Genomic DNA, 24,993 nt, shown 5'->3' with positions numbered 1-24,993 from the left:
TGTTTTAAAACAGTTAAAGTATTGATAATCAATTACTTATTAATATAGACCATTAAAACTGATATGTCTGAAGGTGAAACGCCCGAAATCCGTGATGCCTGACCTAAAGTACGCGGTTTGATCTTAAATAATTTTTCTCTGGCTTCTTTTGAAATGGAAACAATTTTATTGTAATCGAAATCTGGTTTAATTTCTTTGTCTTCCATCTTCAACATCTTGGCTACAATTTCATTTTCCTTTTCAAAATAACTTTCATATTTAATTTTGATTTCGGCTTGTTCAATAGTTTCGTTATCTAAATCTTTGGTGGCTTCTGCAAGCGCTTTACTTACTTTAATCAGATCAGGTAATCCAACATGAGGCCTGCCTACCAAACTGTGTATTTTTACATTTTGATTTAAAGCGCTTGATCCTAAAATTTCGAGCATTGGATTTGCATCGCTCATTTCGATACCCTGGGTTTTGGTGAATTTAACCAAAGCATCGGCATTAGCAATTTTCTGATTTACCTTTTCTAATCGCTCATCAGAAATTAAACCCAGCTCATGCCCGATAGGAGATAAGCGGATATCGGCATTATCTTGTCTCAATAACAAACGGTGTTCGGCCCTCGATGTAAACATACGATAAGGTTCTTCCGTTCCTTTTGTTACCAGGTCATCAATTAAAACGCCAATATAACTGTCAGATCTTTTCATGATCAGTTCATGTTTATCTGTGATTTTTTGATGTGCATTTATACCAGCCATGAAACCCTGACAAGCGGCTTCTTCATATCCTGTAGTTCCATTAATTTGTCCGGCTAGAAATAAATTGCTGATCAGTTTAGTTTCCAGGGTTAAAGACAATTGAGTCGGTGGGAAGAAATCATATTCAATGGCGTAACCTGGCCTGAACATTTTTGCCTGTTCGAAACCTGGTATTAACCTTAAAGCTTTAAATTGTACATCTTCCGGAAGTGAAGTTGAAAATCCGTTTACATAAATTTCGCAAGTATTCCATCCTTCAGGTTCAACAAAAATCTGATGTCTGTCGCGTTCGGCAAAACGGTTAATTTTATCTTCAATTGATGGACAGTATCTCGGTCCTAAACCTTTAATTCTTCCGGTAAACATTGGCGATTTTTCGAAACCTTCTTTTAAAGTTTCATGAACATCTCCATTTGTATAGGTAATCCAGCAACAACGTTGATCGGTCGAAACTTCAGTATCAGTGTAGGAAAATTTACCAGGGTTTTCATCTCCCCATTGCTCTTCCATTTTGGTATAATCCAAACTTCTTCCATCTACGCGTGGGGGAGTGCCCGTTTTCATACGGCCTGCTTCCATACCCAATTCTACCAATTGCTCGGTAATTCCAGTTGATGCTCTTTCAGCTGTTCTGCCTCCTCCAAATTTCTTTTCTCCAATGTGCATTACGCCATTCAAAAAAGTTCCATTGGTAAGCACTACTGCTGTACTTTCTATTTCTATCCCTAAAGATGTTTTAACGCCATATACTGTATTGTCTTTTACCAGTAAGCCTACAACGCTATCTTGCCACATATCCAGGTTGGGTGTTCTCTCTAGTGCCAATCTCCATTCTTCAGCAAAGCGCATTCTGTCTATCTGTGCTCTAGGGCTCCACATCGCAGGGCCTTTTGATTTGTTGAGCATTCTAAATTGAATGGTCGATTTATCAGATATGATACCAGAATAACCACCCATGGCATCCACCTCACGAACAATCTGTCCTTTAGCTACTCCACCCATTGCTGGGTTACAACTCATTTGGGCAATGGTACCCATATTCATTGTAATTAATAAAACAGATGATCCTAAATTGGCAGCTGCAGCAGCAGCTTCACAGCCTGCATGGCCAGCGCCAACGACAATCAAATCGTATTTTGAAAACATTTTATTTGTTATTTCTTTAATTGTTCCACGTGGAACAATTGGTTTTTATCTATTCTTTTATTGAGATGCTGAAATAAATTCAGCATGACGATACTTAATGTTCCACGTGAAACATAACGCGGAAAACATCTTTGAATCGCGCTTTTATTCTGAGAGTTCGAGCCAACGCATGGTTAATTCATCTAGCTTTACCTGAAGCGACTCTATCTCATTTGAAACTTCCTGGATTTTTATATAGTCAGCCGCATCAATTTTAACCAGAATTTCGTTAAGCGAAACTATTTTGGTTTCCAATTCTGCTATACCTTTTTCGCTATCTTCTAATTCTTTTTGCTCTTTGAAACTTAATTTTTTTACGGCTTTAACTGGTGCTTGTTCTACAACAGGAGTGGGAGTTTTTTTGGTTTCTGTTTTAACTTTTGGTTGATCTAAACTCAAACGATACTCAGAATAATTGCCGTTATAAATTTTAACTACACCTTCACCCTCCATGATAAATAGCTGATCACTCATTTTATCAAGCAGATACCTATCGTGGGAAACCAACATTAATATGCCTGGAAAGTTCTCTAAAAATTCTTCAAGAACGTTCAATGTGTCTATGTCGAGATCATTAGTTGGCTCATCCAAAATCAAAAAATTTGGATTTTGCATCAGCACCTTCATTAGGTTCAAGCGCTTCTTTTCACCACCACTTAATTTCTCAACCATACCATGTTGTTTCTTTGGCGGGAAGAGAAATAAGGTTAATAGGGCAGAAGCAGTAATTACGGAACCGTCAGCCATTTTAATATATTCAGCGTCTGATTTTACAATATCGATTACTCTTTCTTTCGGATCGAATGTTAAACCACCCTGTTTGTAATAACCAAAAACAGTAGTGTCTCCCGTGTCAACCTTGCCAGCATCTGGTGTTAATTGACTGGTAATGATATTTAGCAAGGTAGATTTTCCGGTTCCATTTTTTCCAGCTAAGCCAATGCGGTCGCCTTTTTTAAAAGTATAACTGAAATCATTAATGATCGGACGTCCATCAAATGCTTTTGCAATGTGTTCGATTTCAATAATCTTCCCTCCTTGGCGAGACATCTTCATTTGGAGGTTAATATTCTGATTATCAGACTTTTTCTTTGATTTTTCTTCTAAATCGTAAAAAGCATTGATTCTGGCATTAGATTTCGTTCCACGAGCCTGTGGCATGCGCCTCATCCACTCTAATTCTTTCTTTAATAGCTGTTGGTTCTTATGTAAAACCGTTGCGTCCAAAGCTTCTCTTTCTGATTTTTTCTCTAAGTAATAAGCATAATTTCCATTATAGTTGAAAATCTTACCTCTATCTAATTCTACTATGGTATTACAAACGTTGTCTAGGAAATACCTATCGTGTGTTACCAATAGAATTGTTTTTTGTCCGGTAGTTAATAATTTCTCGAGCCATTCAATGGTATCAATATCCAAATGGTTGGTTGGCTCATCAAGCACCAAAATTTCCGGATCTTCAATTAAAAGCTTAGCTAGGGCCAAACGTTTCTTTTGTCCACCAGATAGGGTGGATATTTTCTGTTGAAGATGAGTAATGCCCATTCTATTTAAAATGGTTTTAATCTCATGTTCATATTCCCAGGCGTTGTGTTCGCTTAATTCTTCATATAAACGGTTAAGCGTTTTTTCGTCTGGATTAGGGTCTTCAATTAATTCTTCATATTCCTTAATTAACTGTTGTTGTTTATTCTCTAAAGAAAATATATGGTCACTAATAGAAAAACCTTCCGTAAATTGCGGTTCCTGGTCGAGAAAACCGATTTTAACAGCTTTATTTTTTACAATTTTACCTTCGAGCGGAGGGAACCTTTCTGCCAATAATTTCAAAAGTGTACTCTTACCCGCACCATTAATTCCAACCAACGCTACGCGCTGACCAGAGTTAATACCCAAGGTTAAATTTTTAAATAGCCATTCGTCATGATAACCATGTCCTAAGCCTTCTGCCGCAATTAGTGTGCTCAATTTTTTTGTGTTTCGGATTTATAAAGGAAAATTAGTGCAAAAGTAAGTATAAAATATTTGGGACCGCATAATCAAATTGTAAAGCAATCTATATCAGGCAAAAAATGGCGTATTATTGATTATTTTATCAGCTGAGAGAAGTACAATCTTAAAAGATAGATGTGTATGCTTTTTTTGCCGAAATGGATAAAAAGAAAACAGCGGTCGGACTCGCTCCACCGCTGCTTCAATCATTAACTAAAACTAAACTTTATCTTTATGATGAAAGGAAATAGGTTTCAAAACCTCAGCTCTTCATCTATTTATTGTTGCTTTTTATATAAGACTGCAATAGGCCATAAAAGTTGCACAGCTTATCGTTGTATTATACCAGTATAGATTAATAGTCGACGAACGCCCGTAACTTTTAGACGAACGCCATTAAAAAATAATTGGGAAGGGAGGAGGTTAACTTAGATTCAGGAAATTATAACAATACGATTGTGTCGGGGGCATCGTCATTTCGACCGTAGTGGAGAAATCTTTGAACTATGTTAAAAGTTTCTCTCCCGAAAGTTCGGGGACTGCGCTTCATCCGATAGCTATAGAATCGAAATGACGACCAGACGATGGAACAGAACTCAAACAAAAAATGAAATAAATAATTTGATAACAAATAAAAGATTCTTCGCTGCGCTCAGAATGACACCAAGGGAAGAAGAAAATAGTAAATTAAACTAAGCCAGCTTCAACTCTGTAACTCAAGTATTCATCTTCTTTCTGAGTCATAAGGGTTTTGGCAGCTTTTCCTTTGTCTTTGTAACCCAATAAATGGAGGGTTCCATGGATCATAATGCGACAAACCTCATCAAATTCCAGTGTTTTGAAGGTTTTGGCGTTTTCTTTAACGCGCTCAATGCTGATAAAAATATCACTCACAATCTGTTTTTCTTCTTCTGAGTTATCGAAAGTAATGATATCGGTATAAGTATCGTGGTTTAAGTATTGTTGGTTGATGCCCAACAGGTATTCGTCGCTACAGAAAATGAAATTAAGTTCCTGCAATTTGAAACCTTCTTTTTCAATGGTTGCTTTAATCCATTTCTTTACCTTAAGTTTCTGAGGAAGATTATAGCTAACTGATTCTGTGAAAAATGATATTGCAGGCATGTTATTGTGTTTATGGCCGCAAATTTAAGAAATATTCCAATAGTTGCGCTGAACCTGATTCAGCGTCTAATTTAGATGTTTACTTTTTTTTGAATTTAAATTTCGGACTTCTTGCTGTGTGAAAAACAGCAAAGATTATGATTTCCTCTCCAATAATCTCGAATATTAAAACGTATGGAAATTTATTAAGGACTAAATGACGATAATTCTTTTTTAGTTTTTGATAGAAGAGCGGATTCTTCTCTAACTTGGTATAACACCTGCTTAGTTCTGACAGAAAAAAATCTCCTAACCCTTCTTTTTGTTCTTCATACCAATCATAAGCATCTTTTGCCATTTGAACAGCAATGGGCTTTATCTGAATGGTGTACATTACAGTGTTTTAAGGCCTTTAATGATATCCAAAGAATCTTGTTTACTGTAAGATTTTGTTTCACCCTTTATGTGAAGTTCTCTCTCTCTATCAATAATCTCCAAATGCTCTTCAGACAGGCTAAAAGATTGCTCGTCCTCTATTTCCCTCTCTAGGAGAGTATAAATCGCTTTTATCTTATTATCTTCTGCATCAGATAGATAGGTCATTAATCTTTGTCTTATTGCTGTGCTTGTCATGATATCAAATATAATAAAAAACTCTGTAGCCTTCGCTCTTCCGAGGCTTATCGCACCATATTCAGCGATTTTAAATATTCAGCGATCTTGTTTTTATAGTAATAGTTTAAACTTGGTGGCAACTTCTGTAGCATATCATTGCCATTTTGTTGTTGTTTTTTAAACTGATCGACCATTTTTTGGTAGGATGGTGGAAACTCCTTAGCTGCTTTACTTTCACGTTTAGTATCTTCTTCCTGATCGCGTTCGGCTTTTTCTGCTTCTAATAACTTGGTTAATAAGTCTTTCTGCCTGTTTAAGGTTTCTTGTTGCAAACGTTTGTTAACCAGATCGCTCTCCGTTTGTTTCATTTCTTTAATGGCTTCATTTAGGTTGCCCATTTTACCTGTACCATCTTTATTTTCTTCACGGTTGATTTTTTCTAAAGCCTGACGGATCATTTGCTGTTGCTGCGCCATTTTACCAAACTCCTGGCTCATTTGTCCTTTACCAACCGTACCTTGATTGCCTCCCTGTTTTTGCATTTGCTCACGGGCCTTCTGCATGCTTTTGTTCAGCTGTTCCTGCATCTGTGAAAGCTGCTTCATTCCCTGTTTTTTTTGCTTTCCGCTACCACCTTTACCGTTTTTCTGCATATTTTGCAACTGACTTAAGGCCTCACTCAACATCAGGGTTAGATTATTAATAGAAGTCATGGTAAACTGCTGAAAACGGTTAGCCTCAGGCGTTCTTCTATCACCCAAACTTTCTAAACTCTTATCCAGGTTGAAATTAATCTTGTTCATTTCCTCATTCACCGTCGATTCTATCTGCGGAACACGTTTGCTTAAACTGTACAAGCTATCGGCAATGGTTTTAAGGTTATCTTTAATGCTCCGCTGTTTTTGAACATTGCTGGTATAAGATGGATCGGCCGCGGTCATTTTCTTTAAGGCGAGCATTACTTTTTCCTGATCAAAAGAGGTAGTCAAAAGGTTTTCTAATAGGCGACGCAACTCTTTGGCATTCAGGTTGTTTTCCATTTCTTCACCCTGTTGCTGCATATCGCTCATTTTTTTCGATAACTTTTCCATCTGTTCCCCAGCCTTTTGCTGTTTCTGGCTTGCATTTTTCGAATCCTTTTTATCTAAAGCATCTTTACTCTCCTGTTGTTCTTTTTGTATATCCTGAACGTCTTTTTCAGGGTTTTCGAAAGGATTTGGCCTTTCAAGCGATTGATTTTTTTCTTCCAGCTTTTTCAGATCGTCTTTCAGGTCTTTCATCTCCTTGTTCAGTGCATCCTGTTTTTGCTTCAACGACTCGTTATCCTGCTTTTTATCTTTGGTTTGCTCAGCAAGTTCCTTCTGCTCTTTAGCCAATTCGTTAAGCCGGTCTATATCAGTTTGAAGGTTTTGTTCAAACTCTAACTGTTTGTAAAGTTCTAAAATCCTGTCGAGTTCATTTTTAAGGGTTTTATTGTCCAGTTGCATTTTTGATAGTTCATTCTGCGTTTGGTCCTTATTTTTCTCATTCATCAGGTTTTGCAGCTTTTGCAAAAGCTCTTTTGTTTTCTCATCCAGCACATTATCAAACAGGTCTTTAATCTGCTTTTGTTTTTCCAGCAGCTCTTCAGTTTGCTTTTGGTCTTCCTGTTGCTGAATATTTTTATCGTTCTGCTCTTTAATTTCTTTTACGGCTTCATCCAGCTGTTTTTGTTTGTCTAAAAGGGCTTCAATCTGTTTTTTATCTTCGAAAGAAATCTGTTTTTTATCGATGAGGCTTTCGGCTACTTTTTTACTTTCTTTTTCGATGGTATTGGCCAAACGGATGGCCGATTGCATTTTCTGTTTTAAAGCCTGGTTGCTTGCATTTACCTGTTCGGCGGTTTCTTTTTTTGTAGGTTGTTTAAAGGTTTTCATTTCCGATCGGGTAACCTTTGCGCCATTTACGCCATCGTTATCAGCTACTTCAAAATAATATTCAATTTCCTGACCAGGTTTGGCAGCAGCAGTTTTTAAATCCCAGAAATAGAAAAAGCTATTTTCAGTCGCATTGCTTTTAATGGCAATATTCTTGGCAACCGTACCCACAATGCGGTTGTTTTCTTTGATGTTATACTTAAAACTTAAACGGCTAAATCCGTAATCATCAGTTACATGTCCACTAAAATATAAGGCTTTATTACTCACAGAGTCGGGCTTTTCTTCAACGCTTATACCCGGCGCTTGATCTTTAACAACGGTAATTTGGTGTGAAAGCGAATCCCTGATTGTTACGTATTGGTTTTTAGGCGTGATACTATATTTTGAATTATTCCTGATGGTTGCATTAAAGGCCGATTCATTATCCTCAACTTTTAAAACATTTTCGGTTCCATTTAAAATAAACAGCAGTGAACTGCTCTGGCCGGTTTTAAAGTTCCAGGTAACTTTTGTGCCTTCAGGTAGGAACATATCGCCAACATTAGCAATCAATTCCTGTTTTTTGCCCAGATAAGCGGGGTAATTTAAAGTTGCGGTTGCATTTAGTAGTTCAGGACGTGGCTTAACGGAAACCGTAAACACAGCTGAACTAAAACCACCACCTTTAAAAACCAGTTTTTTATCGTTCTGTATATTTTTGATGCTGTAATTAAACTTACTGATATTCTCTTTTTCGAGTTTATAGGTGTTTTTTCCGTCTTCAACATAAATTTCGGCAGGTAATTCATCACCGGCTAGTTTAACGTTTAAGGTTAAATCATCACCTTGTGTAACCGTTAAACTTTTATTTAAAACAGTAAAGCTGAACGGGGCTTTTGGAGAAATATACTCATCATACTTAAAAAAACTATTTGTGCCCTCGCGTAAAATCGTAGGGGCAATAATGGCTATAAGTAAAATGATAGAAAGTGGAACAAAAAGATATTTTAAATATTTCCGGTTATCGTTAATGCTAACAGCGGTGTAAAACGGAACGGGTTTAAGCTCCAATATTTTTTGATCGATACTGGCAAGAATAAGGTGGTTGTTTTCAGGATGATTTTCAGATAAATGATGAAGTTGTAAGGTATTCAATAATTTATCCTTAATATCGGAAAAGTGATTTCCAATGATAACCGATGCTTCGTCGAAAGTAAGGTGTTTGCCCAATTTGAGCATCGAAAGCAATGGTTTGATGATCAGAAAGCCAACAAGTAAGGTCCCGACAAGTAAATAGGCAAAAAATACTAAGGTTTTAAAACCAGCAGTTGGATTGAGGTAATAAAGACTCAAAAAAACAACAAGATATAGGCCCAAAAGTATGGCAGCGGCATAAATACTTCCACGCAAAATTTTATTCAGGTAAAATTTGCGGATAAACTCATCTATCTTCCGTAATAAATCACTGTAGTTATTGCTCACCATATCACTGTAAATGTAAAAATAGTTCTAATCAATTGAAAGAAATCTGATATTAGGATAACGTGTTTATTACAAATTGGTTATCAATTTTCATTATTTGCAGCTTTTTCTTCCAAATTGATTGGAAATGGAGATTTTTGTGAAAATAAGACAAACGTTTGATTTAATTTAAGAAGCTTGTTTTCGCATGAAAAACCGTTAAAAAATCAATATGGTATTGATTCTTATTTTTTGAAAAAATATCTTTGGCCTATCATCCGCTCCGAATAACAAACAAAATCACTCTTTTTTATTCTCTTAGGAATCCAATTAATGGACTATGTTGCTGATTTAGTGTCGGGTTGTTTACAAACTTTTCAAACCGTTTACCGTTTGTTCAACCAAAAACTTTACGCCTATGTACTGAAAAAAACAGGTTCAGTGTACATGGCAGAAGAGGTGGTGCAGCTTACTTTTATCAGGCTTTGGGAAAAGAGGGCAAATCTTTCTTCGGAATATAGTTTATCAGCTCAGATTTTCCGCATTGCGGGTACTATCCTTATCGATCAGTTAAGGAAAGAAGCTGTTGGCAAAAAGCATTTAACGGTAGTAGAAAATGATTATGCCTTTCAGAATGAAGCTGATCAACCAGAAATGCACTATGCACTTGAGCAGGCTATCGAAAAAATGGCTCCCGTTAGGAAAAAAGTATTCAAATTGAGTAAAGTAGAGGGTTATTCTTATAAAGAAATTGCAAAAATGCTTTCTATTTCTCCAAAAACTGTCGAAAATCACATATCGCAAGCATTAAAACAGTTAAGGGCTGCATTTTCTTCGATTATTTCTTTAGCCATCATCATGTCAGCCATTATTAATAAATAATTATTGCCTTTTTTGATCATAATGGGCACTATAATTAAGAATTATTCAAAATAATTTCGACCCCATAGGGGTAAAGCGCTTTCAAAAACGTATTGTAGTTATGCAAATCAACCAAAAGCTTGTTGAGAAGTTTTTTGCCGGACAATGTACTGCCGAAGAAGCGCGCATGGTAAGTAAATTTTTAGCTGATGGAGACAACCGCGAAATTTATTTAAACAGCGAGGAATGGGCGCATTTTGAACCAAAGGAAAAAGTTGATGGCGAAGTATCAGAACGGATTTATGTAAATGTATTGGATCATATCCATGATAGAATAGAAATTAAAAGACGCCGCTTGCGTTATTTGGCTTATGCCGCCTCGATAGCATTGATTGCTACCATAGGATTGGTGGTTTATAAATTTAACAGTAATCAGGTTTCTAAATCTACTGTTGCTTTAGCTAAACATGGTGTGCCTGCAAGGGTGGCTAAGTTCGTAACTAATACCTCAAATGCAAAACAAATTCATACCCTTCCTGATGGAACCATTGTTGAACTTGATCCAAACAGTGAGGTAAGTTATTTTCCGTTTGACCAAGGAAAGAGAGATGTGGTTTTGATAGGACAGGCATTATTCAGGGTACATAAAGACAAGACAAAACCTTTTACGGTTTTTGCCAATAACCTCGCTACTACTGCTTTAGGTACCATTTTTAAAATAACTGCTTTTAAAAAGGGCCTTTATACGAAGGTGAGGTTAATCGAGGGAAAGGTGGTGGTTAAACCCCAGCAAAAACTCTTATCAGCAGGTGTTAAAACCGTTTATTTATTGCCAGGGAAAGTATTTACGGTAAATATGCAAACCTATGTTGCAAATGTGAAAGAGGTTAATATTCTACCGGCTAAGAAACTAGAAATTTTAGATCAGAACAAGGCTATTGTTACCGAAAATGCCATTATTTTCGATAACGAATCATTAGCTGGTGTTTTTGATGCACTTGAAACTAAATTGAACATTAAAATAAAATATTCTGCAGGTCAGTTAAACAAAAAAGTATTTACAGGACAATATGAATTCGGACGCGACGACATTGATTCCTTCTTAAATATGCTTTGTTCGCTCAATAACCTGACCCCAGAAAAAACAGAGGTGGGATATAACATAAAGAAGAAGTAAACAAAAACCCTAAACACAACTAGACCAAACTAACTAACTTCATGATTAAAATTTTTACTAAAAGGAACGTTCCAAAACGTGTCTTCCTGCTACTGCTTTGCCTTTACCATGGATTTAGCGCTTACGCGCAAACGCCAGCAGTTAAAGGGGTGGTTAAAGATGCAAAAGAAACCATTGTAGGCGCAACAATTATTGCCCGGCATGTGCAAACGGGAGTTAAAACAAGCACTTCTTCTGATAGGAATGGTGTGTTTAGTTTTCCGCGACTAGCTGCAGGAAGTTATCAATTCACCATCAATTTTATAGGTTACGAATCTAAAACCATTAGAGGAATAGTTAAAGATGGCGGCACTTTTTCGCTTTCGGTACTCTTGAAAGAAAGTAGTACCAGCTTGGATAAAGAAGTAATTGTAACGGGTACAGGTATCACCAGAAATAAAAACACCTTTACTGGAAGTACAGCCACATTTTCTGGTGATGCGTTAAAAATGGTTGGAAATAATAACATCATTCAGAGCTTAAGAACTTTAGATCCTTCATTTTTATTAATGGAAAATAACCTGGCAGGCTCTAATCCCAATGTTTTACCGGTTATAGAGGTTAGGGGGAAAAGTAGCGTGCCAAGTGCTAGTTTAAAAGATCAGTTTGGTGGTGATCCAAATCAGCCACTATTTATTTTAGATGGTTTTGAATCCAGTTTGCAGACCATTGTAGATTTGGATATGAACAGGGTGGGGTCTGTTACCATTTTGAAGGATGCTGCTTCAACGGCATTATATGGTGCAAGAGCATCAAATGGCGTTGTGGTTATCGAAACCATCAGGCCAAAGCCAGGAGAACTTCAGTTTACATATTCAAACGATTTTAGGGTAGAAAGCCCTGATTTATCCGGGTATAATATGATGAATGCAACTGAAAAACTGGAATTTGAAAGATTATCAGGCAGATATACTTCATCAGATACCCCAACGCAACAAGTTTTTTTAGATGAGCTCTACAACACTCACCTTGCTGCCGTAAAAAAAGGCGTTGATAGCTACTGGTTAAGCGAACCGATACAAACAGGTTATACCAACAACTCATCTGTTTTTGCTCAGGGTGGTGATAATACCTTCACTTACGGTCTCGGAATGAATTATAAGTCTCAAACCGGCGCCATGAAAGGTTCGGGAAGAGATAGCTACAGCGGAAGTATTAATCTTACTTACCGAAAAAATAAACTGAATATTAATAATGTTACCTACATCAGGGGCTATTCTGCAGACAACTCACCTTACGGTTCTTTTGCTGATTATGTTAATGCTAATCCTTACTTCGAAAAAAACTATACCAATCGATATCTGGAAGTTACTAGGCAATCGAACGGAACGGTGATTAAGGTTCGGAATCCATTATACAATGGTACGCTACCGCAATATGACAATACAAAAAATTTAGAAATTCAGAACAATCTTAATCTGAATTATGATTTGACAAAAGATTTGAGATTAAACGGAGCTGTTCAGATTACAAAGGGAAATACAAACTCCAAAAAATTCAGGGCCCCAGAAAGCAGTGAATTTGAAGATGTTACCTTATTGAGAAAAGGAACCTATGGCGATGGTCATTTAAGTAATTTATCTTACCAGGCAAATGTATTGCTTACGTATTATAAAACATTTGCCGAAAAACATATTTTGAATGCAAACTTCAGGGCATCGGTTAATGAAAATTCGAATAGTAGTTACTCCACATTATTAGAAGGTTTTCCTGCCGGAAGCAACGGTAATCCGCGGTTTGCCTATGGCTATTCAGAAAATACTTATCCCGAAGCCACTTCCAGTGTTTACAGAACATTAAATGGAACGTTTTCTGCGAATTATGCCTTTGATAATAGATTCTTGGCTGATGCATCCTATCGTCTGGATGGTTCTACCGCCTTTGGAACGAATAAGCAATTTTCACCATATTATTCCTTTGGATTGGGTTGGAATGTCCATAATGAAGCATTCTTTAAAGGAAAAAGCTTGATAAACAGATTAAAGCTTTTTGGGAATATTGGCGTTACAGGCAATCAGAATTATGGGAGCGTAACATCTGTATCGGTTTATAACTATAACAGTAATAGTAATTACAATCAATTCGGGCAGGGTATAGGCTTAACTACACTTGGAAATCCTGACCTGGCGCCACAAAAAACAACACATATTAGTGCCGGTGTAGATTTTGTGCTTTTTGGCAATAGACTTACAGGTTATATTAATGCTTATCATAAAAAAACAGATCCATTGGTGGTGGCTGTCGATCTGCCATCTTCTACGGGTGTATTTAACTATCCTTTAAATGCAGGTACGTTAACTTATAATGGTTTAGAAGCCAAATTAAACTACTCACCAATTTATAATCCTGCAAGAAGAGTAGTATTAATGCTTGGTTTAACCGGATCAATGTACAAGAGTAAGTATGCTGGCTTTGGAAACACCTTAAACTCCTTAAATAAACAACAGGAACTGGACAAATCGACATTAAGATTTACCGATGGCTATAGTGCCGAAACCATTTGGGCGGCAAAATCTCTAGGTATCGATCCTGCAACCGGAAGAGAGGTTTTTTTAACCCCGAGCGGACAGTACTCGTTTGATTACAGTGCAGCAAATATATCGCCTGTTGGAAATACAACGCCAACAGTTGAAGGCGTATTTACCACAAACCTCATGTTTAAGGGGTTTAACTTTGGTATTAACATCAGGTATAAACTCGGGGGCGACATATTCAATTCTGCGTTATTTGAAAAAGTTGAAAACATCAGCTTTACCAGCATCACCCTCAATCAGGATAAAAGGGCACTTTACGACAGGTGGCAAAAACCAGGTGACGTGGCGCAGTTTAAGTCTATTTCACAAACCTCTACTACACCAATTTCTTCAAGATTTGTCCAAAAAGAAAATACAATATCAGGTGAGGCGATCAATATCGGCTATACCTTCGATAATAAGCTTTGGGTAAAAAAACTGGGCATGCGGTCTTTCAATATCAATGCAATGGCGAACGATATTTTTACTGCATCGACAGTTAGGCGTGAGCGGGGCATTGACTATCCTTTTGCCAGAACAGTTGCATTGAGTTTCAGGGCTTCATTTTAATTAATACAGATGAAAAAGAATTATATAAAATTATTTATTACAGCAGTTGTACTGTCTCTGTTGTTTGGGGGCTGTAAAAAGTTTCTTAATGTTCAGCCCGAAGATAAGGTTTTGGAAACACAGGTATTTTCTAACAAAAACGGAATTAATACAGCTTTAAACGGTTTATACATTAATCTGGCAAAAGCAGATTTATATGGAGAAAATCTTACACTCTCTACTGTGGAGGTTTTGGCCCAGCGATATAACGTTTCATCAACACATAACCTGTATAAAATTGCCACTTACGCGTATGCAGATAAACCTGCATCCACCAAGTTTGATGCTATTTGGACACAGGCTTATTCAAATATTTTAAACATCAATAGTTTTTTAGAAAATCTGGAGAAATATAAAGGTGTATTGGATGAGAAAACAGAGTCTCTTTACAAAGGTGAGGCCCTGGCTATGAGAGCGTTTTTACATTTTGATCTTTTGCGCCTTTATGGACCAAAATACAATTCGGTCGATTCAACCAAACAATCAATCCCATATTATGAAAACAGTCAATCGAAAATTAACCCGCTCTTGCCTGCAAATCAGGTGATGCAAAAGGTTTTGAGTGATCTTTTAAGTGCAGATGCGTTGCTTAAAAATGATGTCATAATTACGCTTGGGGTTAATCCGCCGCCATTAAACGGAGATGTAGATTTTGTAAATAATGGGAGAAACTACCGTTTAAATTATTATGCCGTAAAGGGTTTGTTGGCAAGAGTTTACTTATATCGTGGTGATAAAGTGTCGGCTCTTGCTGCCGCAAAATTAGTGATTCAACAGGCTGATAAATTTAAGTGGACTACTACCACAAATGCCTTAAGTGAGAAAGTAAATCCTGATCGTGTATTTACTTCGGAAATGATTTTTGGTGTAATGAACACGCAATTGTATAATAGCTACCTTACTATATTTGATCCATCAGTCACCGATGCGAACATTTTAGCACCTGCAGCCACTAGATTAACAACTGTTTTCGAATCAAACGAAAGTGATTACCGATACAATTTAAATTGGCAGATACCTTCTACAGGTATAAAAAGCTACAGAACCTTTTATAAATATGCTGATGTTGTGGATAAGGCCAAAACATTTAGGTTTACCGTGTCGCTTTTGAAAATAAGCGAGATGTATTATATCGCAGCAGAGTGCGAACCAGTAGCTGCTGATGGAATCAATCAATTAAACATCGTGCGGTTTAATAGAGGATTAACTAACCTCGCCACTACTGCTAACGTTAACACTGAACTACAAAAAGAATATCAGAAAGAATTTTTTGGAGAGGGACAACTCTTTTATTACTACAAGCGCAGAAACGTAACCTCGGTAGGAAATGGAACAGGAAGTGGAAATATTACCATTGTTCCTGTAGTACCATTACCATTATCGGAAAGTCAATATCGCTAACCTAAAAAATAACCCAATGAAGAAAATTAAACTCTATACAGCAGGTTTACTCGTAATGATATTGGCAAATGCCTGTAAAAAAAATCTTGATACCTATACCGGTCAGAACAATATCTATTTTAATGAGGCTGGCCGATTACCCGCCTTTAATGGTGAGGTAATAAGAGATTCCACTGTAATGTCTTTTTCCTTGGCAAAAAATACAGATTCAGTTGTGAATATGATCATCAAAATTACGGGTGCAGTAAGTGATCAGGATCGTTCTTATAAACTGGTAATTGATCCGGTTTCAACAGCAATACCCGGAAAACATTTTGATGCGTTGCCTCAAACATTCAGTATCAAAAAGAATAAACTTCAGGATACCGTTAAAATAAAATTCCATCGTACAGCTGACCTGCAAGCACAGAATTACACACTGTTTTTTAAGCTCGTGGCAAATGAAAACTTTAGTACAGAGATGGTGGATAAATTAATTAACGCGACCACAGGGCAACGATTAAGTTTTATCAGGTACAGGTGGTTCTTAAATGATATTGTGAAGAAACCTGGAAGATGGACAGACGGCTACTTAGGTGTTTTTACACGGAAAAAACTGAGTTTGCTGGCTCAGGTATTAAATGTAGAGCCATCATACCTGGATACAAGTGTTTCAATTGCCGAAATTACTGCCTATGGTAAGTTTATGCAACGGTATTTAAACGAGCAAAAGGCAGCAGGAAATACTATTTACGAAGAAGACGGATCAGAAATGATTATGGGTTCACTCGTTCAATAATGATCACTTAAATGAATTAATCATGACTTTCAAGAAATATATATACGTAATTCTGTTCTGTATGGGAGGCTTAAGCGCCTGTAAAAAAGATCTGGGTAATTACGATTACAATGCAATTAACGAATTATCGACCGTGGGCGGCATTGCATTAGATTTAACAGCTGTATATGGCAAACAATTTGTTTTAAAACCTGATTTGAAATTTACACTTGATGCAGGAACAGACGAATCCAAATACAATTACGAATGGTCTTATATCGGGCCAAACGGTTTGGGAGGTACTAAGCTTTTTATCCTGGCTACAACAAGAAATCTCGATCTTAAAATGACGATTATTGCCGGCAGTTATCAATTCTATTACGCTGTTACCGATAAAAGTTCGGGAGTAAAATATAGATATCCTTTTACCGTAAAGGTTGTAAATGAAATTAACGAAGGATGGATGTTGATGTGCGATGTTTCGGGAAAAGCGCGCGTAGATATGCTTTCGTTAAATACCAGTGGGGAGTTTGATGTAATTTCAGATTTATTGGCTATCACAGGTTCAGACCTTAAATTGGACGGAAAGCCCGTAATGGCTTACACTTACGCTACTGGTCTTTTAATCGGTCCCGATCAAATTAGTTATGGTGTTTATTTTGGCACTGATAAAAGCACTCAAAAGGTAGATCCAAATACCTTTAAATGGACAAAAACAATGAGTTTAACTTATGAAATGTTTGGGAATATTCCTGAAGGATTTTATGCTGATGCCATTAAACAAAGATCAGGTGGTGCTTCTTACATGATTGGAAACCAGGATGCTTATTATTACGATAGGGCACAAAATATTTACTATTCGGCACCAATAAATTATATAACAGCAGAGCAAAAGGGGTTTAAGGTTGCTCCCTTTATTGCTGGTAACCCACAAATCGTATCTAATGCCCACGCTATATTTTATGATATTACTAACCGTAGGTTTGTAAAACATGTAGGGACATCGGCAACCTGTACCACATTACCTGATCCCCAGGAAGCACAGAAGCTTTTCAGTTTTAGTACAGGTATGGATCTAATTTACATGCAATGGGTAGCGTTTAACGGGGGTGAAGTATTTGGTTTACTTAAAGATCCCAACTCAACAAAAAGATTTTTAGCCAGGTTTAATAGTGGCAATAATGCACAATCTTATTATGCCGAGATTTTAGCCACAGATTTTTCAAACGCAGAATTATATGCTGTTAGCCCTGATTTAGGTTACATATTCTACAGTATGGGAGGAAAGGTTTATGAGTACGACATGTCGTTAAAAACGAGCAAACTGATGTTGGATATGGGTACTCAGAAAATCTCTTTTTTACAGTTTTACGAGTTTAAAAATACCACAAAATATAAAGATTCGAATAAACTGATAATTGGTGCTTACGATCCGGCATTGCCCGAAGGCCAGAATGGAAACCTTGGTATTTATACCGTGCCGCCCGTAAATGGCGATTTGGTAGCTTATAAAAGGTACAGTGGTTTCGGAAAAATTAAGAGTCTAACCTATAGAGAGCGTTAATTAAAATTCTTCAAAGCAAAACATACAAATTAAACCAATGAAAATTAAAGCATTATTAAGCACACTTTTGTGCATTACAACCATTTCTGCCATGGCGCAACTGCCGGTAGAAGTTAAGGGGCTGTTCAAGAAAAAAAGAATCTCGGCCGTAAAATTGTTTAAGGTAAAATACGGCAAAAGTGTCGAAATTGCCAATGTTACCCCTAACGAAAATAACCAGTTTGGCTTTTTATTCTATCCAGAATATGAAGGTATATATGTAATCGGTACAGGTAACGAAAACAGCCCGAACGATAACTATAAATTCTATTTCAAGGGTGGTGAACAGTTATCCGTAAGCCTATTAGATTCGAGTTATGTGTTAACGGGTAAATTGAACTCTAAGGAAAACGTTGTACTAACACAATGGCACGACCTTACTTTTCCGCTTGAGCAGAAAGCCATCAACTTTATGAAAGTGCAAAGTACTTTTGTTGATTATTTTCCAGAACAGGAAGAAATTGTAGCGAAAAGCAAAACTTTCTTAAACGGTAAAACCACAGGTAATGCAAAATTTGATAAACAGGTTAGAGATATTATGGCTTTAGATCTGGCCAGTTATGCAACCAATTTTTTAAATACACCGCGTTCTGCACATCCTTCGGTTGAAGAGTACAGCAATTTTTACAGCAGTTTAAAAGCAGTAGATTTTGCAAAAACAACCGATAAGGTGTACAATTACCCATGGGGCTACCGTACTCTTTCGGGCATCATTATCGTAAATATGCGTCAGGATGGTAAAGCCTATAAAAGAGGAGTAGAGGGGGTCGATATTTTTGCTTCTTATCTTCCAAACGACACTTTGAAGGGTGATTTGGCTTTAGAAAATGCCGCCGGTTATAAAACGATAGCCGATTATCAAACCTTAATGGCAAAATACAACAAATACGTAATTACCAAGGTACAAAAGGAGCGCAGTGACAATATCATGAACCCGTTGTTAACCTATAAACCAGGTACCGATGCTTACGAATTTTCGTATGCAGATAACACCGGTAAAGTGTATAGCATGAAAGATTTTAAAGGAAAAGTAGTATTGGTTGATACCTGGGCAACCTGGTGCAGCCCTTGTAAAGCCGAAATCCCGTTTCTTAAAAAATTAGAAGAGGAAATGAAAGGTACAGATGTGCAGATTATCAGTTTATCTACCGATGCTGAAAAGGATAAAGAAAAGTGGCTTAAAATGATCAAAGATGAAAATTTGGGCGGCTTACAGCTTTTTGCCGGCGGACCAGCTAATGAGTTTTCTAAATATTATAAAATTAATACCATTCCCCGTTTTTTAGTTTTCGATAAACAGGGCAAAATTGTAACCGTTGATTCACCCCGTCCTTCTCAGCCAGAGTTAAAAGCATTATTGCAAAAAACGCTAGCCAATTAGGTCATTGCTTTGCCGCTATATCGGCGGCAAAGCTTTTTTACATTTCTTATCCTTATGATAACCATAAAAAAACTATTGCTAGCCACGCTTTTGCTCTTTTTTTTACCCAAGGCGTATTGCCAAAATGATAGCATACAGATTAGCGGACGATTAAAAGGCCTGGGAAATAAATCGGTTTGGATTTCTTTTGCTGATGATGCTGGTGTATCGAGAAGTTACAGAGCAAATGCCATTAACGATATTTTTTCTTTAAAGGTACCCCGCTTGCAAAGGCCCGCTATCGCACGGTTTGATGTTTCGATATTAAGGGGAGTAAATGCTACAAGTAAGGACAAAACTGTTTCAAATCCATCTCCCGTTCTCGATTTGTTCGTTTTTGATAAAGGGATTAAAATAACCGGCGATGCCTTATTGGTTCAGTTTGCAAAGGTAAGCGGCGATGAGGAAAACAATGTGTTTGACAGCTATAAACAGCTGGTAAAAAAAGATGAAATGCGTAATTACGAAATCATGCAGTTGCTTTTTAATGGAGAGAAAAACACAAATGCGGCGCAATCAAAGTCGCTTAGTGCTGAGGCTACTGCAATAAACAGAAAGTTGGTTAATGTAAAGCGCGACTTTGTTAAAAACCATCCGGACGCCTTTGCTTCTGTGTTTTTATTAACCCGAATGCAAAACCTGTATACCGCTGGCGATTTTATTTCCACGTGGAACAGTTTATCATCCAAATATAAAAACCATCCTATTGCAGAGAGAATCAAGGCATACATCAAAAAAATAAGTGCTACACCTGAAGGATCGGATGCCATTGGTTTTCAGAAAACCGACAATCACGGCAAAACCATCAATTTGGCTGACTTTAAGGGAAAGACTGTACTGCTCGATTTTTGGGGCAGCTGGTGCGGACCTTGCAGGGCTAGTAACCCACATCTTAAGGTATTATACGCAAAATACCAATCCAAAGGTTTTGAAATTATAGCCATAGCACAAGAGCAGAAAAAATTACTCAGCGAAGCACGCACAGCCTGGCTTAAGGCCATTGAAGAGGATGGACTTACCTATATCAATGTGCTCAATAATGATGGCATTGAAAAACAGAATCTGGTAAGAGATTACAACATCATGGCCTTTCCTACCAAGATACTGATCAGTAGTGAAGGCAAAATATTGATGCGGATTACCTCGAGCGCTACAGACGATATTGACCATGCACTAGAAAAAATTTATGGATTTTAAATCCTCCGAACTTTACAAAATGAAATTTAAAGTAATAATATTTTTTGCTGCCTTAGTTTTATCACTAAATGCACAGGCTCAGAACGCCAAAACGATAATCGAAAGCATGAACAAAATGTTTGCTCAAAAATCTATCGACCCAATAATGGAGAATTTAAGCACCAAATTTTCTGTTGCTGCTTATTCCAGACCCTCAACCGATAGGATGCTCAAAACTATTTTGGAGCGTTATGCCTGCGATTCGCTGCAATTGAAAAGTGAGGCAAAACAGAACGAAAATATTCAACTTACCATACTTCCGTTTAACAAAGGAAAGGCAGGTAAAGAAAGCTTTATTTTTACTGATGCGCAGTATAAAATTCTTTACACCGATATTTTCGATCAACTCTATGGCATGAACCGGTATAAAAAATCGGTGTTGATTGCTAAAATCCCCTTTGAAGTACAGGATGGTTCAATCATTTTAACCGTTAAGGTAAACAATAGCCAGCGACCGCTAAAACTGCTTTTTGATACCGGAGCAGATGGAATGGCCATTACCAAAGCCCTTGCCGATTCTGTAGGTATAAAAGCTACCCGTCAGCAGAGTACCTCTGTAGTAGGCGGGAATATGCAGATATCGGTTTCAGCAGGAAATACCATTCTGCTGGATACTTTTAAGCTAAAAAACCAAAGTTTTGCCATTTTTCCCGAAATGCGCAAAGGAAGTGATGGCATTATTGGAAACAGCATTGCTAAAAACTACATCACCAAAGTAGATTTCGATAAAAAAGAACTCTCGCTCTATAATTTTGGAGATTACGCGTATCAAGACCAGGGGACATCTGTTCCGGTTACTGTGCCCGCTGGTTTGTTTATTATCCCAGGTGAAGTAAGCATAATGCCTGGCCAGGAACATGCAGGTGAATTTGTTTTCGACACAGGCGCCTCATATAATCTCATTTGTTTCAGGCCATTTGTAAAAAAGAACAAACTATTGGTAAGCGGTTTCAAACCCGAATATAATGGCACTACAACCAGTATGGGTATCAGTACACCAACTTACAGTGGCAGGGCTGTAGCATTCTCTTTTTCCAACATGCCTAAGCTTACAAATTTTCCAGTTACCCTAATGGCCGGAGGCGGTCAGAGCGAAAGCTGGAATCCGGGCTTCGATGGATCAATCGGTATCAGAACCATTGGGCGGTATAATTTCACCATTAACCTACAAAAAAAGGAAATCCATTTTGTACCGAACCACACGCTAAATTTCCCTAACGATTTTGTTTTAGGTGCCTATTTATTCGGTTTCGATCAGGATGGGAAATTAAAGTTGCTAAGCATAGTTGCTCCGGTTGAAAGTGAAACAATTAAGGCAGGACAGACAATTGAAAGTATTGATGGCGTCGCCACATCAGTTCTACTTAAAGACAGCAAGAAAATGCTTGCGGTTTTAGCGGCACCCTCAGGTAAAAACTTCAAAATTGCCTACACCGTAAACGGAGAAAAACAAAATATCTCAATAACCAAAAAGTAATTAAGCAGATGAAAAAATTAATCAATACCCTTTACTTCATACTACTGGCCTTGGGCTGTTTCGCACAAAGCCCATCACTAACCAGCGTATTGCAGCAGGCTAAAAAAGAAAACAAGCTTATTTTTGTCGATTGTTATTTCACGGGCTGCATACCATGTGCTCAAATGGATGAAAATGTTTTTCCAAACGAGCTTATTAAAGCCGAAATGGATAAAAATTTTTTGATGCTCAAAAGTAGATATTTTTAAGGATAAGTTGGGTGATACGTTAAAAGTACAGCATATTTTAAATGGTTTCCCGACTTTTTTGGTTTTAAACAGCGATGGGAAATTAATCAGCTCATCGTCTGGCTATAAAGATCCTGGGAATTTGCTTGCATTGTTTACCGATGCACGCCAAAAAGCGGCTCAGCATAAGTTTTTATCGGGTTTTTCTGCACAATATGATGAAAAAAAATACCCGTCATTTTATGTAGAATTCTGTAAAACCCGGAAGGGAATAACCCCGGGTATCTTGGCTACTTATAGCGATACTTTAAAAAACTTTAAGGCAGAAAATGCACTGTTGCCTTATTTGGTTTCAAGATCGGCAGACGAAAAAGCGATTGAAACCATTTTTTCTGATTATAGCAGTTTCTTATCGCTTTATGGAGCCGAAGTATTACAACCTGTAATAGATTATGGGTTAAACCAAAGGCTGGCTAAAGCACTGAAAACTAATTTGAATGATACTGCTTTTGAAGACTTTTTGGCAGGTCGGAAAAAATATTTCTCAGATAAAACCTGGAAAATATGCCTTCAAACTTTAGGCAACAAATACTTTTTAAGCATGAAAAAAGATACCGTTGGCTTTCTGAAATTCTCAATCAAGAATCCAGTTTTATATCAATATCATTTCAATGCGCTTTACAGTACATTGTTGGTTAAAAATGGTTTTACACCAGAGGTTGTCAAGCTCTTTTGTAAATGGGCCGATGCCATTGTTACAGATGATAGTGGTCTTGAATTTATGAAAACGGCTGCGGCGGTAAATAAAATAGCTCAAGATGAAACTGGTTACAACAGGTTTGTAACAATGGCTGCAGCATATGCCAGCAAGTATAAAATGAAAATAGAACCCATTAATGAAACTGGTTCAAAATAAATAAGAATTACACCTTGTAGAAGGGGTGCATGTTAAATAGTTAATGATCGAAAAGCTTATCTGGATGGATAAGCTTTTTGTTCATATAATGGTTACATTAACTTTATTTTGTTTTCGGGCTAAAAATCTACTTTTGATCTTTCATTTTATAAAATTGTTTTCAATTGAGATGAAATGATCATGATTTTCAGATCAATCATAATAAAACCAAAATATGAAACGAATATTTATTTCTGCACTAATGTTGTTCATTTTTACCACCTCTTTTGCTCAAAAATTTAACTGGAACAAAAACCAGGTTATTGCCCACCGCGGCGCGTGGAAGAAAAATAATTTCCCTCAAAATTCTATCGCTTCTTTAAACGAAGCCGTAAAGCTGGGTTGTTATGGATCAGAATTCGATGTGTGGATGACAGCAGACAATGTTTTGGTCATTAATCATGATCCAGAATTTCAGGGTTTAGTGATCGAAAAAGTAAACTATGCTGATTTATTGACCAAAACGATGAGCAATGGCGAAAAGATTCCAACACTTGAAGCATATTTATTGGAAGGGAGAAAACAGCGAACCACCAAACTGATTTTAGAGATCAAACCTTCGTTAATTAGTAAAGAGCGTGGAATTGAGGTGACCAATAAATGTATTGAAATGGTTCAGAAACTCAAGGTGGTGGAGTGGACGGAGTACATCAGTTTTGATTACGATTACTGTAAAAGGATTTTGGCGCTCTTACCAAAAGCAAAAGTGGCCTACTTAAAAGGCGAAATCAGCGCCGAACAAATGAAAGCAGATAAATTAACAGGGGTTGATTATCATTATAGCGTTTACCAAAAAGATGGATGGATCGAAAATGCCCACAAATTAGGATTAACGGTAAACGCCTGGACCGTAAATACTGTTCCTGAAATTCAATGGCTTTTAGCGCATCAGGTTGATTACATCACCACTAATGAGCCAGAATTAACTTTCGAAGAGCTCAAAAAAACACCAGTTGCAACGGGCTGGAAGCTGAAATGGGCTGATGAATTTAATGATGCCGGATTACCTTTAGCAAAAAATTGGAGTTACGATGTAGGTGGAAAGGGCTGGGGCAATAACGAACTTCAATATTATACCGAAGCGGATAGCACGAATGCAATTGTAAAAAAAGGAAGTCTGAATATTACCGCGGTAAAAGCAGACAAAGAAAACAACCACTATACTTCTGCCAGATTAGTAACGAAAAACAAATTCGATTTTAAATACGGCAGAGTAGAAGTTCGTGCAATGTTGCCAAAAGGCAGGGGTTTATGGCCTGCAATATGGGCCTTACCAACCGATTCGAAATATGGAAGCTGGCCAAAAAACGGTGAAATTGATATTATGGAACATGTAGGTTATGATCCGGACAGTGTTCATGGAACAGTGCACACCGGAAAATTTAACCATGTAATTAAAACACAGGTTGGCAAGGCTTTAAAGGTTAATAATCCTTATACCGAGTACCATGTTTATGCTATAGAGTGGTTTGCAGATCGGATCGATTTCTTTATTGACGATCAAAAATACCTCACTTTTAACAATACCAAGAAAGGATCTGGCGACTGGCCATTCGATCAAAACTTCCATTTAATCTTAAATGTAGCTGTTGGTGGTGGCTGGGGCGGAAAAAAAGGAGTAGATGATACTATTTTCCCGGCAACAATGAAGGTTGATTATGTAAGGGTGTTTCAGAAGTAATGGTTTGTTAGTTCGATAGTTCATTGGCCATTA

General features: G+C 37.2%; 18 protein-coding genes. 12 read left to right on the top strand and 6 right to left on the bottom strand.

The window, feature by feature from the left end; all coding sequences use genetic code 11:
• Positions 1-32: 32 nt before the first annotated feature.
• From mnmG to QF042_RS01435, 6 genes are all read right to left on the bottom strand, one after another.
• Positions 33-1,895, bottom strand: coding sequence for a tRNA uridine-5-carboxymethylaminomethyl(34) synthesis enzyme MnmG (mnmG, locus tag QF042_RS01460; RefSeq protein WP_307524618.1), 1,863 nt, complete (start codon positions 1,893-1,895; stop codon positions 33-35).
• Between the two features lie 144 nt (positions 1,896-2,039).
• Complete coding sequence (locus QF042_RS01455) at positions 2,040-3,902, bottom strand: ABC-F family ATP-binding cassette domain-containing protein (protein ID WP_307524616.1); 1,863 nt, start codon at positions 3,900-3,902, stop codon at positions 2,040-2,042.
• A 711-nt stretch (positions 3,903-4,613) separates the two neighbouring features.
• The gene (gene ybeY, locus QF042_RS01450) at positions 4,614-5,051 is read right to left on the bottom strand and encodes an rRNA maturation RNase YbeY (RefSeq protein ID WP_307524614.1); all 438 of its coding nucleotides are present in this window, start codon (positions 5,049-5,051) and stop codon (positions 4,614-4,616) included.
• 79 nt (positions 5,052-5,130) lie between these two features.
• Positions 5,131-5,424 carry a type II toxin-antitoxin system RelE/ParE family toxin gene (locus QF042_RS01445; RefSeq protein WP_307524612.1) on the bottom strand — a complete coding sequence of 98 codons (294 nt, stop codon included), beginning with the start codon at positions 5,422-5,424 and terminating at the stop codon, positions 5,131-5,133.
• A complete protein-coding gene (locus QF042_RS01440; RefSeq protein ID WP_307524610.1) occupies positions 5,424-5,663 on the bottom strand; it encodes a hypothetical protein in 240 nt (79 codons plus the stop codon). Before QF042_RS01440 ends, QF042_RS01445 begins: the two co-directional genes overlap by 1 nt.
• A gap of 47 nt (positions 5,664-5,710) precedes the next feature.
• Complete coding sequence (locus QF042_RS01435; protein WP_307524608.1) at positions 5,711-9,028, bottom strand: DUF4175 family protein; 3,318 nt, start codon at positions 9,026-9,028, stop codon at positions 5,711-5,713.
• Positions 9,029-9,337: 309 nt separating this feature from the next.
• Here QF042_RS01435 and QF042_RS01430 point away from each other — a divergent pair, with 309 nt between their 5' ends.
• The 12 genes from QF042_RS01430 to QF042_RS01375 all read left to right on the top strand — a co-directional run bounded on the left by QF042_RS01430 (position 9,338) and on the right by QF042_RS01375 (position 24,960).
• Positions 9,338-9,886: a sigma-70 family RNA polymerase sigma factor gene (locus QF042_RS01430; protein WP_307524606.1), complete on the top strand. Its 549-nt coding sequence runs from the start codon at positions 9,338-9,340 to the stop codon at positions 9,884-9,886.
• 100 nt (positions 9,887-9,986) lie between these two features.
• Positions 9,987-11,042 (top strand): FecR family protein, encoded by a 1,056-nt coding sequence (locus QF042_RS01425; RefSeq protein ID WP_307524604.1) that lies wholly within the window; start codon positions 9,987-9,989, stop codon positions 11,040-11,042.
• Between the two features lie 41 nt (positions 11,043-11,083).
• Positions 11,084-14,164 (top strand): SusC/RagA family TonB-linked outer membrane protein, encoded by a 3,081-nt coding sequence (locus QF042_RS01420; protein WP_307524601.1) that lies wholly within the window; start codon positions 11,084-11,086, stop codon positions 14,162-14,164.
• A gap of 9 nt (positions 14,165-14,173) precedes the next feature.
• Positions 14,174-15,604: a RagB/SusD family nutrient uptake outer membrane protein gene (locus tag QF042_RS01415; protein WP_307524599.1), complete on the top strand. Its 1,431-nt coding sequence runs from the start codon at positions 14,174-14,176 to the stop codon at positions 15,602-15,604.
• A gap of 16 nt (positions 15,605-15,620) precedes the next feature.
• Positions 15,621-16,382 (top strand): DUF4843 domain-containing protein, encoded by a 762-nt coding sequence (locus tag QF042_RS01410; RefSeq protein ID WP_307524597.1) that lies wholly within the window; start codon positions 15,621-15,623, stop codon positions 16,380-16,382.
• Between the two features lie 22 nt (positions 16,383-16,404).
• On the top strand, positions 16,405-17,925 hold the full coding sequence (locus QF042_RS01405) for a PKD-like family lipoprotein (protein ID WP_307524595.1): 1,521 nt from the start codon (positions 16,405-16,407) through the stop codon (positions 17,923-17,925).
• A gap of 37 nt (positions 17,926-17,962) precedes the next feature.
• A complete protein-coding gene (locus tag QF042_RS01400; RefSeq protein ID WP_307524593.1) occupies positions 17,963-19,345 on the top strand; it encodes a TlpA disulfide reductase family protein in 1,383 nt (460 codons plus the stop codon).
• A gap of 54 nt (positions 19,346-19,399) precedes the next feature.
• Positions 19,400-20,581, top strand: a complete 1,182-nt coding sequence (locus QF042_RS01395) for a TlpA disulfide reductase family protein (RefSeq protein WP_307524591.1) — start codon at positions 19,400-19,402, stop codon at positions 20,579-20,581.
• Positions 20,582-20,600: 19 nt separating this feature from the next.
• A complete protein-coding gene (locus QF042_RS01390) occupies positions 20,601-22,097 on the top strand; it encodes a retropepsin-like aspartic protease (protein WP_307524589.1) in 1,497 nt (498 codons plus the stop codon).
• Between the two features lie 8 nt (positions 22,098-22,105).
• Positions 22,106-22,345, top strand: a complete 240-nt coding sequence (locus tag QF042_RS01385; protein ID WP_307524587.1) for a thioredoxin family protein — start codon at positions 22,106-22,108, stop codon at positions 22,343-22,345.
• A 7-nt stretch (positions 22,346-22,352) separates the two neighbouring features.
• Positions 22,353-23,240 carry a hypothetical protein gene (locus QF042_RS01380; protein WP_307524585.1) on the top strand — a complete coding sequence of 296 codons (888 nt, stop codon included), beginning with the start codon at positions 22,353-22,355 and terminating at the stop codon, positions 23,238-23,240.
• Between the two features lie 214 nt (positions 23,241-23,454).
• Positions 23,455-24,960: a glycerophosphodiester phosphodiesterase family protein gene (locus QF042_RS01375; protein WP_307524583.1), complete on the top strand. Its 1,506-nt coding sequence runs from the start codon at positions 23,455-23,457 to the stop codon at positions 24,958-24,960.
• Positions 24,961-24,993 lie beyond the last annotated feature (33 nt).

The sequence above is a fragment of the Pedobacter sp. W3I1 genome, assembly GCF_030816015.1.
Classification (GTDB): domain Bacteria; phylum Bacteroidota; class Bacteroidia; order Sphingobacteriales; family Sphingobacteriaceae; genus Pedobacter.
The sequence above is the reverse complement of the archived record's forward strand: the minus strand, read 5'-3'. Positions and strand labels throughout refer to the sequence as shown.

Excerpts from the sequence above, each read along its gene's own strand:
- mnmG (WP_307524618.1), bottom strand. The coding sequence starts at position 1,895 with ATGTTTTCAAAATACGATTTGATTGTCGTTGGCGCTGGCCATGCAGGC.
- ybeY (WP_307524614.1), bottom strand. The coding sequence starts at position 5,051 with ATGCCTGCAATATCATTTTTCACAGAATCAGTTAGCTATAATCTTCCT.
- QF042_RS01445 (WP_307524612.1), bottom strand. The coding sequence starts at position 5,424 with ATGTACACCATTCAGATAAAGCCCATTGCTGTTCAAATGGCAAAAGAT.
- QF042_RS01440 (WP_307524610.1), bottom strand. The coding sequence starts at position 5,663 with ATGACAAGCACAGCAATAAGACAAAGATTAATGACCTATCTATCTGAT.
- QF042_RS01435 (WP_307524608.1), bottom strand. The coding sequence starts at position 9,028 with ATGGTGAGCAATAACTACAGTGATTTATTACGGAAGATAGATGAGTTT.
- QF042_RS01430 (WP_307524606.1), top strand. The coding sequence starts at position 9,338 with ATGGACTATGTTGCTGATTTAGTGTCGGGTTGTTTACAAACTTTTCAA.
- QF042_RS01425 (WP_307524604.1), top strand. The coding sequence starts at position 9,987 with ATGCAAATCAACCAAAAGCTTGTTGAGAAGTTTTTTGCCGGACAATGT.
- QF042_RS01420 (WP_307524601.1), top strand. The coding sequence starts at position 11,084 with ATGATTAAAATTTTTACTAAAAGGAACGTTCCAAAACGTGTCTTCCTG.
- QF042_RS01415 (WP_307524599.1), top strand. The coding sequence starts at position 14,174 with ATGAAAAAGAATTATATAAAATTATTTATTACAGCAGTTGTACTGTCT.
- QF042_RS01410 (WP_307524597.1), top strand. The coding sequence starts at position 15,621 with ATGAAGAAAATTAAACTCTATACAGCAGGTTTACTCGTAATGATATTG.
- QF042_RS01405 (WP_307524595.1), top strand. The coding sequence starts at position 16,405 with ATGACTTTCAAGAAATATATATACGTAATTCTGTTCTGTATGGGAGGC.
- QF042_RS01400 (WP_307524593.1), top strand. The coding sequence starts at position 17,963 with ATGAAAATTAAAGCATTATTAAGCACACTTTTGTGCATTACAACCATT.
- QF042_RS01395 (WP_307524591.1), top strand. The coding sequence starts at position 19,400 with ATGATAACCATAAAAAAACTATTGCTAGCCACGCTTTTGCTCTTTTTT.
- QF042_RS01390 (WP_307524589.1), top strand. The coding sequence starts at position 20,601 with ATGAAATTTAAAGTAATAATATTTTTTGCTGCCTTAGTTTTATCACTA.
- QF042_RS01385 (WP_307524587.1), top strand. The coding sequence starts at position 22,106 with ATGAAAAAATTAATCAATACCCTTTACTTCATACTACTGGCCTTGGGC.
- QF042_RS01375 (WP_307524583.1), top strand. The coding sequence starts at position 23,455 with ATGAAACGAATATTTATTTCTGCACTAATGTTGTTCATTTTTACCACC.